This is a genomic window from Brevibacterium jeotgali (genome assembly GCF_900169175.1).
In the GTDB taxonomy this organism is placed as follows: Bacteria; Actinomycetota; Actinomycetes; order Actinomycetales; family Brevibacteriaceae; genus Brevibacterium; species Brevibacterium jeotgali.
The window spans coordinates 341966-356352 of sequence record NZ_FXZM01000001.1; the positions used below are offsets into that span (position 1 = coordinate 341966).

The 14387-nt window shown below is 68.9% G+C and carries 12 protein-coding genes; 7 read left to right on the plus strand and 5 right to left on the minus strand.

Annotation, left to right across the window (positions count from 1 at the left end; all coding sequences use genetic code 11):
- Positions 1-74: 74 nt before the first annotated feature.
- Complete coding sequence (locus tag BJEO58_RS01585; protein WP_101587107.1) at positions 75-527, minus strand: hypothetical protein; 453 nt, start codon at positions 525-527, stop codon at positions 75-77.
- A 48-nt stretch (positions 528-575) separates the two neighbouring features.
- On the minus strand, positions 576-746 hold the full coding sequence (locus tag BJEO58_RS14890) for a hypothetical protein (protein ID WP_180951782.1): 171 nt from the start codon (positions 744-746) through the stop codon (positions 576-578).
- A 188-nt stretch (positions 747-934) separates the two neighbouring features.
- On the opposite strand from BJEO58_RS14890, the gene BJEO58_RS01590 reads away from it, so the two are divergent.
- Positions 935-1852, plus strand: coding sequence for a LysR family transcriptional regulator (locus tag BJEO58_RS01590; RefSeq protein WP_101587256.1), 918 nt, complete (start codon positions 935-937; stop codon positions 1850-1852).
- Positions 1853-1986: 134 nt separating this feature from the next.
- Here BJEO58_RS01590 and BJEO58_RS01595 read toward each other — a convergent pair whose 3' ends face one another.
- Positions 1987-2640 carry a GntR family transcriptional regulator gene (locus BJEO58_RS01595; protein ID WP_101587109.1) on the minus strand — a complete coding sequence of 218 codons (654 nt, stop codon included), beginning with the start codon at positions 2638-2640 and terminating at the stop codon, positions 1987-1989.
- 227 nt (positions 2641-2867) lie between these two features.
- Here BJEO58_RS01595 and BJEO58_RS01600 point away from each other — a divergent pair, with 227 nt between their 5' ends.
- The 5 genes from BJEO58_RS01600 (at position 2868) to purU (ending at position 9170) form a co-directional block, all read left to right on the plus strand.
- Entirely contained in the window at positions 2868-4085 is a 1218-nt protein-coding gene (locus BJEO58_RS01600; protein ID WP_101587110.1) for a sarcosine oxidase subunit beta family protein, read from the plus strand.
- 74 nt (positions 4086-4159) lie between these two features.
- Positions 4160-4492, plus strand: a complete 333-nt coding sequence (locus BJEO58_RS01605; protein ID WP_101587112.1) for a sarcosine oxidase subunit delta — start codon at positions 4160-4162, stop codon at positions 4490-4492.
- Positions 4489-7545, plus strand: a complete 3057-nt coding sequence (locus tag BJEO58_RS01610) for a 2Fe-2S iron-sulfur cluster-binding protein (RefSeq protein WP_101587114.1) — start codon at positions 4489-4491, stop codon at positions 7543-7545. Before BJEO58_RS01605 ends, BJEO58_RS01610 begins: the two co-directional genes overlap by 4 nt.
- The gene (locus tag BJEO58_RS01615; protein ID WP_101587116.1) at positions 7538-8194 is read left to right on the plus strand and encodes a sarcosine oxidase subunit gamma; all 657 of its coding nucleotides are present in this window, start codon (positions 7538-7540) and stop codon (positions 8192-8194) included. The genes BJEO58_RS01610 and BJEO58_RS01615 overlap by 8 nt, the downstream gene beginning before the upstream one ends.
- A gap of 100 nt (positions 8195-8294) precedes the next feature.
- A complete protein-coding gene (purU, locus tag BJEO58_RS01620) occupies positions 8295-9170 on the plus strand; it encodes a formyltetrahydrofolate deformylase (RefSeq protein ID WP_101587118.1) in 876 nt (291 codons plus the stop codon).
- 80 nt (positions 9171-9250) lie between these two features.
- Here the strand turns inward: purU and BJEO58_RS01625 are convergent, their stop codons facing one another.
- On the minus strand, positions 9251-11368 hold the full coding sequence (locus tag BJEO58_RS01625) for an HNH endonuclease signature motif containing protein (protein ID WP_101587120.1): 2118 nt from the start codon (positions 11366-11368) through the stop codon (positions 9251-9253).
- A gap of 162 nt (positions 11369-11530) precedes the next feature.
- On the minus strand, positions 11531-12745 hold the full coding sequence (gene fdhA, locus BJEO58_RS01630) for a formaldehyde dehydrogenase, glutathione-independent (protein WP_101587124.1): 1215 nt from the start codon (positions 12743-12745) through the stop codon (positions 11531-11533).
- A gap of 220 nt (positions 12746-12965) precedes the next feature.
- Between fdhA and BJEO58_RS01635 the strand changes: the two genes are divergently transcribed.
- Complete coding sequence (locus tag BJEO58_RS01635) at positions 12966-14270, plus strand: aromatic ring-hydroxylating oxygenase subunit alpha (protein ID WP_101587125.1); 1305 nt, start codon at positions 12966-12968, stop codon at positions 14268-14270.
- Positions 14271-14387 lie beyond the last annotated feature (117 nt).

A 14387-nucleotide genomic window follows, 5' to 3' on the forward strand; every position in this document is an offset into this window, starting at 1 on the left:
AGCCGCGGGCTCAGCCGCGGGCTCAGCTGGTGGACTCAGCTGGTGGACTCAGCCGGCGGGCTCAGCCGGCGGGCTCAGCCGGCCGCGCGCCGGACGAGGTCGCGCAGTCGCTCCTCGACCTCGTCGTTCATCCCCAGCACCGCGAACGCGGTCGGCCAGAGGATCCCGTCGTCCAGGAGTGCGTCCTCATTGAAGCCGATAGACGCATAGCGCTCGTCGAACTTCGAAGCAGGCGTGAAGAAGACGACGACCTTGCCGTCACGCGCGTAGGACGGGAAGCCGTACCAGGTCTTCGGATCCAGGTGCGGCGCCTCCTCCGCGACGATCGTGTGGAGTCGATCCCCGATCTCGCGGTCCGTCCCCTCGAGCTTCGCGAGAGCATCCGCACAGGCCTTGGCCTCCCGCTTCTTCTTCGCCGTCCCGCTGCCGCCCGCTCCTTCCGCTCGCAGCTCCGCGGCGCGCTCCTTCATGGCGGCGAGCTCCGCCTCGCTGAAGCCGCCCTTCTGCGCGTTCTTCTTCCCGACCATCAGTCGTTCTCCTTCGTCTCGTGGATGCGGATGAGGCTGCCGGACCGGTCACGAACCGCCGCAATCACGGATCCCGTCGTCCTGTTCGACCGGCTCCTGCACAGTGTCCCCGACGACCGCCCCGATCGCAGCGAGCGCTGCATCGAGAGCAGGCGTCGCGAGGTTCACTCCGAAGCGTGAGCCCTTCGCGATGATCGTCAGCCGCGTCGCCGTCCTCACCGTCGGTCAGGACGGCGACCACCGTCGGCGGGAACGCCACCATCCCCGGACCTTCGGTCGACATGGCACCCTCGGTCGACATGGCACGATCCTTCCACCTGGTCGCCCGCGCCGCGACCCCCTCTTGCGCCGCGCTCACCGCTGTGGTTGATTACAGGGACCGGTCCCTCCGCCTCGAAGGTGTCCCTGTGCTCGACCACCGCCTCACCGTCCTGCGCACGTTCGCCGCGCGGGAAACCATCGCGGCGACCGCCGAGGCCCTCGGCTACTCTCCCTCCGCCGTCTCCGCCCAGCTGCGCGAGTACCAGCGGGCGCTGGGCGTCCGACTCGTCGTCAGGGACGGGCGCGGGCTGCGGCTCACCGCCGCCGGAGCCGAGCTCGTCGAACGGACGGACGACCTCGTCGCGCTGTGGGAGGAGACCCACGCGGCCGTCCGGGACGCGGATGAGCACCTCGCCCCGGCGATCGTGCGCCTGGGCGGATTCTCCACGGCGACCGGTTCACTCCTGTCACCGGTCGCTGCGCGCCTCCGCGCGGATCACCCGGGGCTCGACGTCCACATCATCGAGGCCGACCCCGCACGCTGTGTGGACCTGCTCACCGCGGACCGGCTGGACATCGCCGTGATCGTCGCGATGCAGATGAGGCACGAGCTGAATCAGCGCAGGGTCGAGCAGATCCCGCTGCTCGACGACCCGCTGGACGTGCTGGTCCCCAACGACCACCCCCTCGCGGATCGCGAATCCGTCGGCCTCGACGAACTGGGAGGGGACCCGTGGATCACCGACCGGCCCGGGACTCCGTACCGGGCCCTGTTCGTCACCGCCTTCACGGCGGCGGGCGCCACCCCGCGGGTCGTCCATCAGGTCTCCGACTGGGGTTCGCAGGAATCGCTCGTGGGTGACGGGCTGGGAGTCGCATTCATCCCCCGCCTGATGCGGCTGAGTGGGGATTCGCGGGCCGTCCGCATCCCCCTCCACGGGCCGTCTGCCCCCAGCCGCCGGGTCCTGGCGGTGATGCGCCGCGGAGCCGGCGCGCACTCGCTCTTCGCGGAGACGCTCCGCGAACTGCGCTCCGCCGCAGAGGCGACCCGCACCACCGGCTGAATCGGCACCTCCCCGCGTCCGGCCCGCCGACGCGCCCGCGGCTGGTCGTCAGCGGTCCGATGCACGGGTCCTGACGCTTTACGACTGTTTATAACAGGATCCAGCAGAGTCTCGCGAGGGCCGACCTCGGATTGTCAGAGGACGGCGCGGACCGCGGTGTCGAAGTGGTGCACGTGTGCGCGCGCGAGGGCCTCCGCCTCCTGCTCATCCCCGGCCAGGATGGCCTCCATGAGGGGGACGTGCTCGCAGACGTGATCCCGCATGGCCGGCAGCCGGTCGATGAGGAGGCACCACAGCCGTGTGCCGAGCCCGTCCAAGCGCACCAGCGTCTCCTCGAGGTACGAGCTCGACGCCGCATGGTCGACGATCCGGTGGACCGCCAGATCGAGCTCCATGAGGTCCCGGCGGGATTCCTCGCCCGTGACCGCACGCACCTCTTCGAGGACGGCCGTGAGCGCCGCAGCGGCCTCCCCACCGCGCACGGCCGCGGCACGCCGGGCGGCGAGCGGGACCAGAGCACCGCGGATCTCCGTGATCTCCGCGAGATCGGTGAGGTCGACCGCGGACGCGAAGGTGCCGCGCCGGGGGTACGTGACGACCAGGTAGTCCGCCTCGAGCCGCTTGAGGGCTTCCCTCATCGGGGTCCGCCCCACCCCGATCTCGTCTGCCAGCACAGATTCGGACAGAGGCTCGCCCGGGCTGATGTCGAGGAGGACGAGGCGGTCGCGCAGCACGCGGTACGCCCGATCTGCCAGGGTCTCGTCTGCGAGTTCCACGTCGGCTGTCATGCCCGTCCTCTCCCTCGTCCCGGACCGTCGGCCTGGTGTCCGTCGGCCCGTGCCCGTCGGCCTGTGTCCGTCTGCTGGTGTCCGTCTGCTCAGCGCCCGTCGGCCCGGTGCCCGCTCGCAGGTCCTGCCGCACCTCTTGCGTCGCGTGAACACCTCGACCTACTATAGACGCACAACTGATATATCAGTTGGGGATCACCTGTCCGACGGCGCGAAGGAGCGCATCCGTGGCCGATCAGTTGCCGGAGCACCCGGCCTTCCTCTGGCGGAACCCAGATCCGAAGCCGTCGTACGATGCCGTCATCGTGGGCGGGGGCGGGCACGGCCTTGCGACCGCCTACTACCTCGCGAAGAACCACGGGATGACGAACATCGCGATCCTGGAGCGCGGTTGGCTCGCCGGCGGCAACATGGCCCGGAACACCACGATCATCCGGTCGAACTACCTGTGGGACGAGTCCGCCGCGATCTACGAGCACTCGATCAGGCTGTGGGAGCAGCTGCCGGAGGAGCTGGACTACGACTTCCTCTTCTCCCAGCGCGGCGTGCTCAACCTCGCCCACACCCTCCAGGACGTGCGCGAATCCCGCCGCCGGGTCAACGCCAATCAGCTCAACGGCGTCGACGCGGAGTTCCTGGAGCCCGATCAGGTGAAGGAGGCGTGCCCCATCATCAACGTCTCCGACGACATCCGATATCCGGTCATGGGCGCCACCTACCAGCCGCGCGCCGGCATCGCGAAGCACGATCATGTGGCGTGGGCATTCGCACGCGCCATCGACGCGATGGGCGTCGACATCATCCAGAACTGCGAGGTCACCGGCTTCGTCAAGGACGGGAACCGGGTCGTGGGCGTCGAGACGAACCGCGGACGGATCGGCGCGGGCAAGGTGGGACTCGCCGCGGCCGGGCACTCGAGCGTGCTCGCGGACCAGGCCGGCTTCCGCCTGCCCATCCAGTCCCGGCCGCTCCAGGCGCTCGTGTCAGAGCTCTTCGAGCCGGTCCACCCCACCGTGGTGATGTCGAACCATGTGCACGTGTACGTGTCGCAGGCGCACAAGGGCGAACTCGTCCTGGGTGCGGGGGTCGATGCGTACAACGGCTACGGACAGCGCGGCGGCTTCCACATCATCGAGGACCAGATGGCAGCAGCGGTGGAGCTGTTCCCGATCTTCTCCCGCGCGCATCTGCTGCGGACGTGGGGCGGCGTCGTCGACACGACGTTCGACGCCTCTCCGATCATCTCCCCCACTCCGATCGACGAGCTCTACGTGAACTGCGGCTGGGGCACGGGAGGCTTCAAGGGCACGCCGGGAGCGGGGTACACGTTCGCGCACACGATCGCGACCGGGGCACCGCACCCCCTCAACGAACCGTTCCTCCTGGACCGGTTCGAGACCGGACACCTCATCGACGAGCACGGCGCCGCGGGCGTCGCGCACTGACGCATCACACCGACGGACCATCCCGACGCCCCTGACGAACCGCACTGACGCCCCTGACGAAAGGCCTGACGGTCATGCTCCTCATCGACTGCCCCCACTGCGGGCCCCGGGACGAGGTCGAGTTCCACTACGGCGGCCAGGCGCACGTGCCCTACCCGGTGGATCCGTACGCGCTCTCGGACCGCGCATGGGCGGAGTTCCTCTTCTACCGCGACAACCCGCGCGGGCCCTTCGCGGAACGCTGGGTCCACGCCGTCGGATGCCGCAAGTGGTTCAACGCGATCCGCGACACCGTGACGTACGAATTCCTCGCGGTCTACCCGATGGGCTCCCCTCCGCCGAACACGTCGACCGCCTCTCCCCCGGCGCACGACTCCGCACACGACTCCGGAAGTGATCCCTCATGACCGCACACCGCCTGACCGGATATCGCGTGGACCCCGATCTGTCCCCCGGCCACGGGATCGACCGGGACGCGGGGATCACCGTCACCGTCGACGGGGCCAGCGTGCCCGCCTTCACCGGCGACAGCATCGCCAGCGCCCTCATCGCCTCCGGCCGCCTGGGCTGCGGCCCCTCCATCCACATGTCGCGCCCCCGCGGCATCCTCGCCGCCGGGGTCGAAGAGCCGAACGCGCTGCTCCGCATCGAGGCGCGCACTCCCGGCGCCCCGTCCGAATCGATGCTCCCGGCGACGACGGTCGACGCCGTCGACGGGCTGAGCGCCCACTGGCTGCAGGGCATGGGGGTGCTGGACCCCGCGGGCGACGACGCCTACTACGACCGGAAGTACGTGCACACGGACGTACTCGTCGTCGGCGCGGGACCGGCGGGGATCGCGGCAGCGCGCGAAGCCTCGAAGACCGGGGCGCGCACAGTGCTCCTGGACGAGCAGTCCGCACCGGGCGGGTCCCTGCTGTCCGGCAGGGACGAGACCATCGACGACACCGAGGCCGTGGCCTGGGCGTGCGCCGCCCTGGACCGTCTCACCGCGCAGCCGGACTTCACGTACATGCGCCGCACCACCGCGATCGGCTCCTACGACGCGAACTACGTCGTCGCTGTCGAACGGAGCGCGGCGGACGTCGCCGCCCCTGCCTCTGCCGGAGTGGCGCGCGCACGGATCTGGCACATTCGTGCGAAGCGAGTCGTCCTTGCGACCGGCGCCCACGAGCGACCCCTCGTCTTCGCGGACAACGACCGTCCCGGAATCATGCTCGCCGGAGCCGTGCGCACCTATCTGAACCGCTACGCAGCTGCGGCAGGGCAGCGCATCGTCCTCGCGACGACCAACGACAGCGTCTACGCGCTGCTCGAAGACCTCCACACCGCGGGCATCGCCGTCCCGGTCGTGGTCGACTCCCGGCCGGAACCATCTGACCGGGCGCGCGCAGCGCTCGAGGCGACCGGCGCCCGCGGCGTGTTCGGAGCGGCCGTGGTGGGGACCTCGGCGAACGGGCAGGCGGACGCGTCCGACACCGGCGGCACAGCTGACCGCGGCAGGGTCACGGCCGTCTCGTTCGCGTCTGTCGACGGATCCGGTCGCCCGGCCGGAGCCGTCGAAACGGTTCCGGCCGACACCCTCGCCGTCTCCGGCGGGCACTCCCCCGTCCTCCACCTCCACACGCAGCGGCAGGGCCGGACCCGCTGGGATGAGGCGTTCGCGGGCTTCGTGCCCGAGGCCCCGGTGTCCGGGCAGTCCGTCGTGGGCTCCGCGAACGGCGCGGTCAGCCTCGGCACGGCCCTCGAACAGGGCGCCCACGCGGGCCATGCCGCGGCGGCGGAGACCGGAGCGCGAGGACCGCTCGTGGTGCCGACCGCCTCGGCGTCGGCGCCCGGGCCCGTGCACCCGCTCTGGCTCATCGCCTCGCCCGGGGCTCCGGCCGGTCCGCATGGGCCGACCGCTCCCCGGGCGCCCGCCGATTCCGAGGCACCCACCACTGCTCAGCCCCTCGCAGGCAACGGCACCCCAGCCCTCGCACCCGAGCACTGGGCGTCCCACTTCGTCGACCTCCAGCGGGACCAGACCGTCGCGGACGTCCTCCGCGCGGTCGGTGCCGGGATGCGGTCCGTCGAGCACATCAAGCGGTACACGTCGATCTCGACCGCCAATGACCAGGGCAAGACGAGCAGCGTGAATGCGATGGGGGTCATCGCCTCGCTCCTGGAAGACGCGGACCCCGCATCGGTCGGAACGTCGACGAACCGCCCTCCCTATACACCCGTCGCCTTCGCCGCGCTCGCCGGACGGCGCCGGGGAGACCTGTACGAACCCGCGCGGGTGACCAACATCCAGCCGTGGCACGTGGCCCACGGGGCGGAGTTCGAGGACGTCGGCCAATGGAAGCGCCCCCGGTACTTCCCGCGGGCGGGCGAGGACATGGACGCCGCCGTGCTGCGCGAATGCGCCGCCGTGAGGACCTCCGTCGGATTCCAGGATGCATCCACTCTGGGGAAGATCGAGATCCGCGGTGCCGACGCCCCGGAGTTCCTCAACCGGATCTACACGAACGGCTTCAAGAAGCTCGCGGTGGGGAAGGGCCGCTACGGGCTCATGTGCGGGGCCGACGGCATGCTGTTCGATGACGGCGTGACCATGCGGCTCGCCGAGGACCGCTTCCTCATGACGACGACCACCGGGGGCGCAGCGGGCGTACTCGACTGGCTCGAGGAGTGGCACCAGACGGAATGGCCGGACATGGACGTGCTCTTCACCTCTGTGACGGAGCAGTGGAACACGATCGCGGTCGCAGGTCCCCGCTCGCGGGATGTCATCGCCACGATCGCACCGGACATCGACGTGGCGAACGAGTCGTTCGGCTTCATGGAGTTCCGGGAGACGCAGCTGTCGAACGGGATCCCGGCCCGCATCTGCCGCATCTCGTTCTCCGGCGAGCTCGCGTTCGAGGTCAATGTCCCGACCTTCTACGGCCTGGCCGCGTGGGAACTGGTGGACGACACCGGCCAGGAGTTCGGCATCACCCCCTACGGCACGGAGACCATGCACGTACTGCGGGCGGAGAAGGGACTCGTCATCATCGGTCAGGACACGGACGGCACCGTCACCCCGCAGGATGCCGGCATGGGCTGGGCGGTGTCGAAGCTCAAGGACTTCGTGGGCAAGAGATCCTTCCAGCGCACGGACACGGCCCGGCCGGACCGCAAGCACTTCGTGGGCGTGCTGCCGGTCGACGGCGTCACCCGCCTGGACGAGGGCGCACAGCTCATCGCCGCGGGGACGCCCGTGACTCCGGAGGCGGGCCCGGTCCCCATGATCGGCCACGTCACCTCCTCCTACCTGTCCGCGGAGCTGGGGCGCCCGTTCGGTCTGGCGCTCGTGGAGAACGGCTTCAACCGCATGGGCGAGATCGTTCGGTCGCCGGTGGGCGGAACGCTCGTCGACGTCGAGATCACCTCCTCCGTCTTCATCGACCCCGAAGGGAAGCGCAGAGATGGCTGACTCACACACACCCACCCCGAGGCCGGAACCCGTCCACCTGCGCCGCTCCCCCGCGCACGACATGCGTGCTGCGATGGAGCAGGCGTGCACGGCGGGACCGCACAGGGTCGCGCTGCGCGAGATCCCCTTCGTCGCACAGCTGGGGATCCGCGCAGTGCCCGGCGAGGAGGCCGCCGCGCGCATCGAGCGCGTCGTGGGAGTGACTCTGCCCGCAGCGGTCGGGACGACCTCAGGCGACCCGGACGGGCTGCACTGCGTCTGGATCGGGCCCGATGAGTTCCTCACGATCGACGTGTCCCGCACTCACGTCCAGGGCGAGGCCGAGGCGGCAGCCGCAGTGCTGGACGATGATCGGCCGGGTGCGGGACGAACCGCCGGACAGGTCGTGGATCTGTCCGGCAACCGCACCGTCCTGGAGCTGACCGGGCCCAGCGCGCGAGCAGTCCTGGAGAAGGGCTGCCACGTCGACCTGCACCCGCGGGAGTTCCCCGTCGGATGTGCTGTGTCCACGCTGGTGGGACCAGTGCCGATGATCGTCCATCGGGCTCATGAGGAGACGTTCCGGCTGCTTCCGCGGTCGTCCTTCGCGCAGTACACCGTGCGGTGGCTGTGCGATGCCATGCTCGAGTTCCGCGCGCTCAGCGCATAGATCCACGGCCACAGCACGAAGTCGCCGCGGCGGCTGCATTCCCGTCGGACCACGATCCGCGCCGGCGTTCCCGCACTGCCGCTCAATCCAGGAGACAACGATGTCCACAACCACGGCAGCAGCCACAGATCACGATCACGTCGTCACGTTCGCCTGCGCGCAGCGTCGCGGGATCGTCCACGCACTCACGGGTGTACTCGTGGAGCACGGCGGCGACATCATCGAGCTCAAGCAGTTCGACGACCCGCTGACCCACCGTTTCTTCTCCCGCATCCGGTTCTCGCTCGCTGCGGGGACGGACCTGGGTCGGGTGCGCGCGGACGTCGCAGCACTCGGTGAGGACTACGAGGCGGAGTGGTCGTTCCGGCCGACCTCACAGAAGCAGCGTATGCTCGTCATGGTGTCGAAGTTCGGCCACTGCCTCAACGATCTGCTCTACCGCGCACGGATGGGAGAGCTGAACGCGGAGATCGTCGCGGTCGTCTCGAACCATCCCGACCATCGGCAGACCGTCGAATGGCACGGCATCCCGTTCTTCCACGTGCCGGTCACGAAGGACACGAAGCCGGAGGCGGAGGCGAAGCTGCTGGACCTCGTCGACAGGTTCGACGTCGACCTGGTGGTGCTCGCCCGCTACATGCAGATCCTCTCTGACGAGCTCTCGCGCGCTCTGACGGGCCGGGCGATCAACATCCACCACTCGTTCCTCCCGTCGTTCAAGGGGGCCAGGCCCTACCACCAGGCGTACGCACGCGGGGTGAAGACGGTGGGCGCGACGGCGCACTACGTGAACGACGAGCTGGACGAGGGACCGATCATCACACAGCAGGTCATCGACGTCGATCACACGTACGGGCCGGAGGACCTCGTGGCGGCCGGGCGCGATTCGGAGAACAAGGCGCTGGCCGATGCCGTGAGATGGCACTGCGAGTCGCGCGTGTTCCTCAACGTGGATCGGACCGTCATCCTCCGATGAGTGTCGGCAGGGACACCCTCCGATGAGTATCGGCACCGTCATCTCGAGCTGGGATCAGCTTCTGCCGAGCGGAAGCTCCGTCATGCGCCGCTGAGCGGAAGCTCCGGAGGGAGGCCCAGGAGCGCCACTCGGAACCTCGAGTGGAACAGCGTCCTCCGTCGCGGATCGACGGCCTGGGGCGGGAGCCATCCGGGGAGCCCGCGACGGAACACCGAGTCCCATCCGGACCGCTCGAACCAGCGATGGTGGAAGGGGCAGACGAGGGTGAGGTTGTCGATCTCCGTCTTCCCTCCCCGCGCATAGGCGAGGATGTGGTGGGCTTCGCACCATTCGGCCGGCGCATCGCAGTCGGGGAACGTGCAGCCCTGATCGCGAGCGGCGAGGACCGCCATCTGGCTGCGGGTGGCGAAGCGGCCCTGCGACCGGACCTCGACGGTGCGTCCGCCTCCGTCGACGAGGTGCAGGAACGTCTGCGCGGCGTTCGACCTTCCCTCCAGGTCGGTCAGGGTCACGGGCCCACCGGCGTGTGTGCTGAAGAGGGCATCCGGTGTGTCGAGCTCGTCAGCGCGTGCCGTGACCACGAGTGCATGGTCGGCGCCGTGGAGGACGCGTTCCCGCGCAGCGCACCGCAGCAGGAAGGCGAACCGGTCGTGGCGGGCCAGGCCCGGCGAATCCGATTCCTTGAGTTCCGCGAAGCTCCTGCTCCTGCTCCCATCGGCGAACACACGCCCGCCCGGGTCATACTCGTACACGGCGTCGCCGGGTGGCCCACCGCTGCGAGGCGAGCCCGGGTCAGCGGCTTCGACCTCGTCGGGGATCTCGACCGCATCGGGATCAGCGCCCCCCGCATCTGACACAGGACGGCGTCCGAGGATCTTCTCCCACACGACCGACTCCAAGACGTCTACCCCCTCAGCGCGCACTCGCTCGAGCAGCGCCTGCACGTCCCGTGCGATCGCCTTCCGCATACGGAAGGGCCATCCATCCGCGTTCAGGACGAACTGCGGCTCATCCTCATCGAGCGTGTAGGACGCCCCCTCGATCTCGACCCGGGCATCCGCGTGGACCGTGATCCGCGTGCCTTCCCAGACGGCTTCCCGCGGGATGGTCGGTATCGGCACGTCGTCGTCGCCCTGCGCGGACGTCACCGAGTACTCGTGATCGTCGTGCGGCACTCCCCCGCTCGAAGGTCTTCCGGCGGTCGACTCGCTCCCGGCAGTCCCTTGGCGTGCACTGCCACGCTGGGACGCGCCGTCGGAGCTCCCGCGCTGCGGTCCCTCTGAAGACAGCGCAACGGGCCCTGGCAGGTCTGCACCCGGCATGCCAGGATCCGCCGCCCCTGCTCCGGCCGCACCGTCGTCAGACACCTGGGTCGCAGAGGGGTCGTCGGTGCACTCCCGATGAGGACGCACGCTCACGGGCACATCCGCGTCCTTCATGCGGTGGTACAGCAGCGCATGAAGGGTCGTGCCCGACGGGCAGTCGAGGAGACCGGAGAGCCGCCAGTCCCCATTGCGCTGCTGGAAGAGATTGACCTTGTACCGGTGAGGATCGGTTTCGAACTTCGGAAGCTTCCCATCCGGGTCGACGTGATCGATGATCCGCTGGGTGAGCTTGGGCAGGTCTTTCAGCCGCACCGCCGGGGCGAGTTCCACGAGCGTCTTCTCCACTGCGTCCGCGTGCATCGCCCGCGCGGACGACGGCAGATCATCGATCGCATCGCACAGTGCTCGCGCTTCATCCGCGCTGATGCGACCGTCCGCGAAGGTGTCCGCGATCGCGGGCCGCAAGGGCTCCAGCACGTCGCCGGTCTCGGAGATGCGGCCCGCCACGTACTCGCAGAGATGCGTGCGACGCCGAGCCTCCCGCGGAGTGATCCGGAATTCGCCCGCCAGCAGAGCCTCGGTCGTCCGGTATCCGTGCACCGAGCTGTCGCCGATCCGCTGGTACGTCGCCAGGAGGTCCGTGCTGAGCGAGTCGACTGCCCGCCGCACCACTTCGAGGGAGCGCACCGCAGCCAAGACTTCCCTCGTCCCCAGCGAACCCCGAGCACGCGAAGCGCGAACACGCCGGCCAAGGTCTATGAGCTCGACGAGATCCGGAGCCCTGCCCACCAGCAGTTCCCTGTCCGCATCAGAGAAGGGGACGCGGAAGGCCGGCGCCTCGACCGAACCATCCGGGCTGTGCGCCGTCGTCATGATCACTCCCCGTCGCGTCTGCTGAACAGCTCTGTTCTATGTGTCTTTCGAACAGTCTATTCGATAGACGCACAGGAATCTAGAGTCAAATCGAACAGATGCGAACTTCTCTGCAGGAGGACAGGACATCCGCCGCGCGCACCCGACCACGCACCACGGCCGTCACCGCGGGATGAGCCCGTGGGGGTCGAGCACGAACTTCTGCGCCGCACCCTCGTCGAACGCCGCGTAGCCCTGGGGCGCGTCGTCCAGGGAGATCGGGGTCGCGTTCACGTTCCGCCCGATAGTCACCTTGTCCGCGAGGATCGCGTGCATGAGGCCCCGGTGGTACTTCATGACCGGGCACTGGCCGGTGACGAAGGTGTGAGACTTCGCGAAGCCCAATCCGAACCGCATGGACAGCGATCCCTGCTTCGCCGCCTCGTCGACCGCACCCGGGTCGCCCGTGACGTAGAGGCCGGGGATGCCCAGGCTGCCACCGGCACGAGTGATCTCCATGAGCGAATTGAGGACGGTGGCGGGGGCCTCGGTCGCGGCCCCCGCTCCGTGGCCGCGAGCCTCGAAGCCGACCGCGTCGATCCCGCAGTCCACTTCCGGCACGCCCAGGATCTGCTCGATCTGCTCCACCGGATTCCCCTGGGACACGTCGACGGTCTCGCAGCCGAAGCTGCGCGCCTGCGCGAGTCGGTCCTCATTGAGGTCTCCGACGATGACCACGGCAGCGCCCAGCAGATGCGCCGAGGTCGCCGCAGCCAGACCGACCGGGCCGGCCCCCGCGACATAGACGGTGGAGCCGACGGTCACGCCCGCGCCCACAGCACCGTGGAAGCCGGTCGGAAAGATATCGGACAGCATCGTGAGGTCCAGGATCTTCTCCATCGCCTGGTCTCGATCGGGGAACGTCAGGACGTTCCAATCCGCGTACGGGACCAGGACGTACTCGGCCTGGCCGCCGACCCAGCCGCCCATGTCGACATAGCCGTAGGCAGAGCCGGGGCGATCCGGGTTCACCGACAGGCAGATGCCGGTCTGCCCCTCCTTGCAGTTGCGGCATCGGCCGCATGCGATGTTGAACGGCACGGAGACCACGTCGCCCACCTGCACGAACTCCACATCGCGACCGACCTCGACGACCTCGCCGGTGATCTCGTGACCCAGGACCAGCCCCTCTGGAGCCGTCGTCCTGCCGCGGACCATGTGCTGGTCGGAGCCGCAGATGTTCGTCGCGATCGTCTTGAGGATGACCCCGTGGTGCACCTGTCGGCCGATGTTGGCCGGGTGGACGCCGGGTCCGTCCTTGAGCTCGAAGTCCGGATACGGAGCATCAATCACCTCGACGCGTCCGGGCCCCGCGTAGCTGACTGCTCTATTGCTCATCGTCGAGCCTCCGATCGTTTGATATATCAGTCGTATATGCAGCGGTCCTCGAAGTCTGGAGCCGTTGAGCCCCGCCGTCAAGATCTCTCAACCATGCAGCTTCCGCGCACGATATTCCGCTGAGACCTGCGCTTTTCCAGTACGACAAGTACTCCTATGGTGTCGGGAGAACCGGTCCACAGCGACGTGCGCCCGGCACTCTCACGCTTGGAGCAGACCTATGGCCCGCGCAGTCAACCTCACCCCGAAGACCGGCCGGCGGCTCACCGATTCCCTCCCGCAGGACCGCGTCGCGGACCACGTGCGGCTCCTCGCCGAACGCCCCACGGGATTCTCACTCGCCGCGCCCTTCTACACCGACCCCGCGTTCTTCACTGCGGACATGGAAGGCGTCTTCGGCCGGCACTGGGTGTTCGCCGGCAGCATCGCGGAGCTTCCGGACGCAGGCGACTACATCACGGTCGAGTACGGCCCCTACTCGCTCATCGTGCTCCGCACCGACGACGGCGGCATCAACGCACTCCACAACGTGTGCAGGCATCGCGGTGCGCGGGTTCTGACCGCACCATCGGGAACGACCGGGAACCTCGTCTGCCAGTACCATTCGTGGACCTATTCCCCCGAGGGAGAACTCATCCATGCCTCGGCCCCCGGCGAAGCCGATTTCGCACCGGGCTGCTTCAACCTCAAGCGCGCCCACGCGCGGGAGGTCTCGGGCCTGATCTTCGTGTGCCTCGCGGACGAGCCCCCAGAGGACTTCGACGAGGTCTCGGCAGTCTTCGAGCCGTACCTGGCGCCGCACGACCTCTCACGCACGAAGGTCGCGTTCCAGCAGGAACTGGTCGAGGAGGGCAACTGGAAGCTCGTCATGGAGAACAACCGCGAGTGCTACCACTGCGACGGCCACCCGGAGCTCGCGTGCTCACTGTTCCCCACGTGGGGACTCACCGACGGAATCGTCCCCCCGCACCTCGCGGACGTGTGGGAGAGGAACCTGTCCGCGGAACTCTCGCTCCAGCAGCGGTGCGCCCGCTACGGACTGCCGTACGAGGTCGTCGAGGAGCTCGACACCCGCATCGCCGGCATCCGCATCTCGCGCGAGCCTCTGGACGGAGAGGGGGAGTCCTTCTCGGAGTCCGGCCGCCGCCTGTCGAAGAAGCTGCTGGGAGACCTGCGGGACTTCCGCCTGGGGCGCTGCTCGATGCACCTGCAGCCCAACTCCTGGTTCCACTTCCTGTCCGACCACGTCATCACGTTCTCCGCGTTCCCGCTCGAGGCGGGCCGCACCCTGGTGCGGACCACCTGGCTGGTGGCGGACGACGCGGTTGAGGGGGTCGACTACGACCTCGAGACGCTCACGCACACGTGGAAGCAGACGAACCTCCAGGACAAGGCGTTCGTCGAGCTGTGCCAGCAGGGCACGAGCAGCCCCGCGTACGAACCGGGCCCGTACATGAAGAGCGAGTACCAGGTCGAGGCCTTCATCAGCTGGTACGTCCAGCGGATGCAGGAGCACTACGCATGAGCAGCTCCTCGACGGCGACTCAGGACGCACAGCAGGCGCCGACCGCCTCCGCCGGCGCGCACAGGTCGAACGAGCACGGGCCGCACGAGCACGGGTCGAACGGCCAGGACGCGCAGG

Excerpts from the sequence above, each read along its gene's own strand:
- BJEO58_RS01585 (WP_101587107.1), bottom strand. The coding sequence starts at position 527 with ATGGTCGGGAAGAAGAACGCGCAGAAGGGCGGCTTCAGCGAGGCGGAG.
- BJEO58_RS01595 (WP_101587109.1), bottom strand. The coding sequence starts at position 2,640 with ATGACAGCCGACGTGGAACTCGCAGACGAGACCCTGGCAGATCGGGCG.
- BJEO58_RS01605 (WP_101587112.1), top strand. The coding sequence starts at position 4,160 with ATGCTCCTCATCGACTGCCCCCACTGCGGGCCCCGGGACGAGGTCGAG.
- BJEO58_RS01610 (WP_101587114.1), top strand. The coding sequence starts at position 4,489 with ATGACCGCACACCGCCTGACCGGATATCGCGTGGACCCCGATCTGTCC.
- BJEO58_RS01615 (WP_101587116.1), top strand. The coding sequence starts at position 7,538 with ATGGCTGACTCACACACACCCACCCCGAGGCCGGAACCCGTCCACCTG.
- purU (WP_101587118.1), top strand. The coding sequence starts at position 8,295 with ATGTCCACAACCACGGCAGCAGCCACAGATCACGATCACGTCGTCACG.
- BJEO58_RS01625 (WP_101587120.1), bottom strand. The coding sequence starts at position 11,368 with ATGACGACGGCGCACAGCCCGGATGGTTCGGTCGAGGCGCCGGCCTTC.
- fdhA (WP_101587124.1), bottom strand. The coding sequence starts at position 12,745 with ATGAGCAATAGAGCAGTCAGCTACGCGGGGCCCGGACGCGTCGAGGTG.
- BJEO58_RS01635 (WP_101587125.1), top strand. The coding sequence starts at position 12,966 with ATGGCCCGCGCAGTCAACCTCACCCCGAAGACCGGCCGGCGGCTCACC.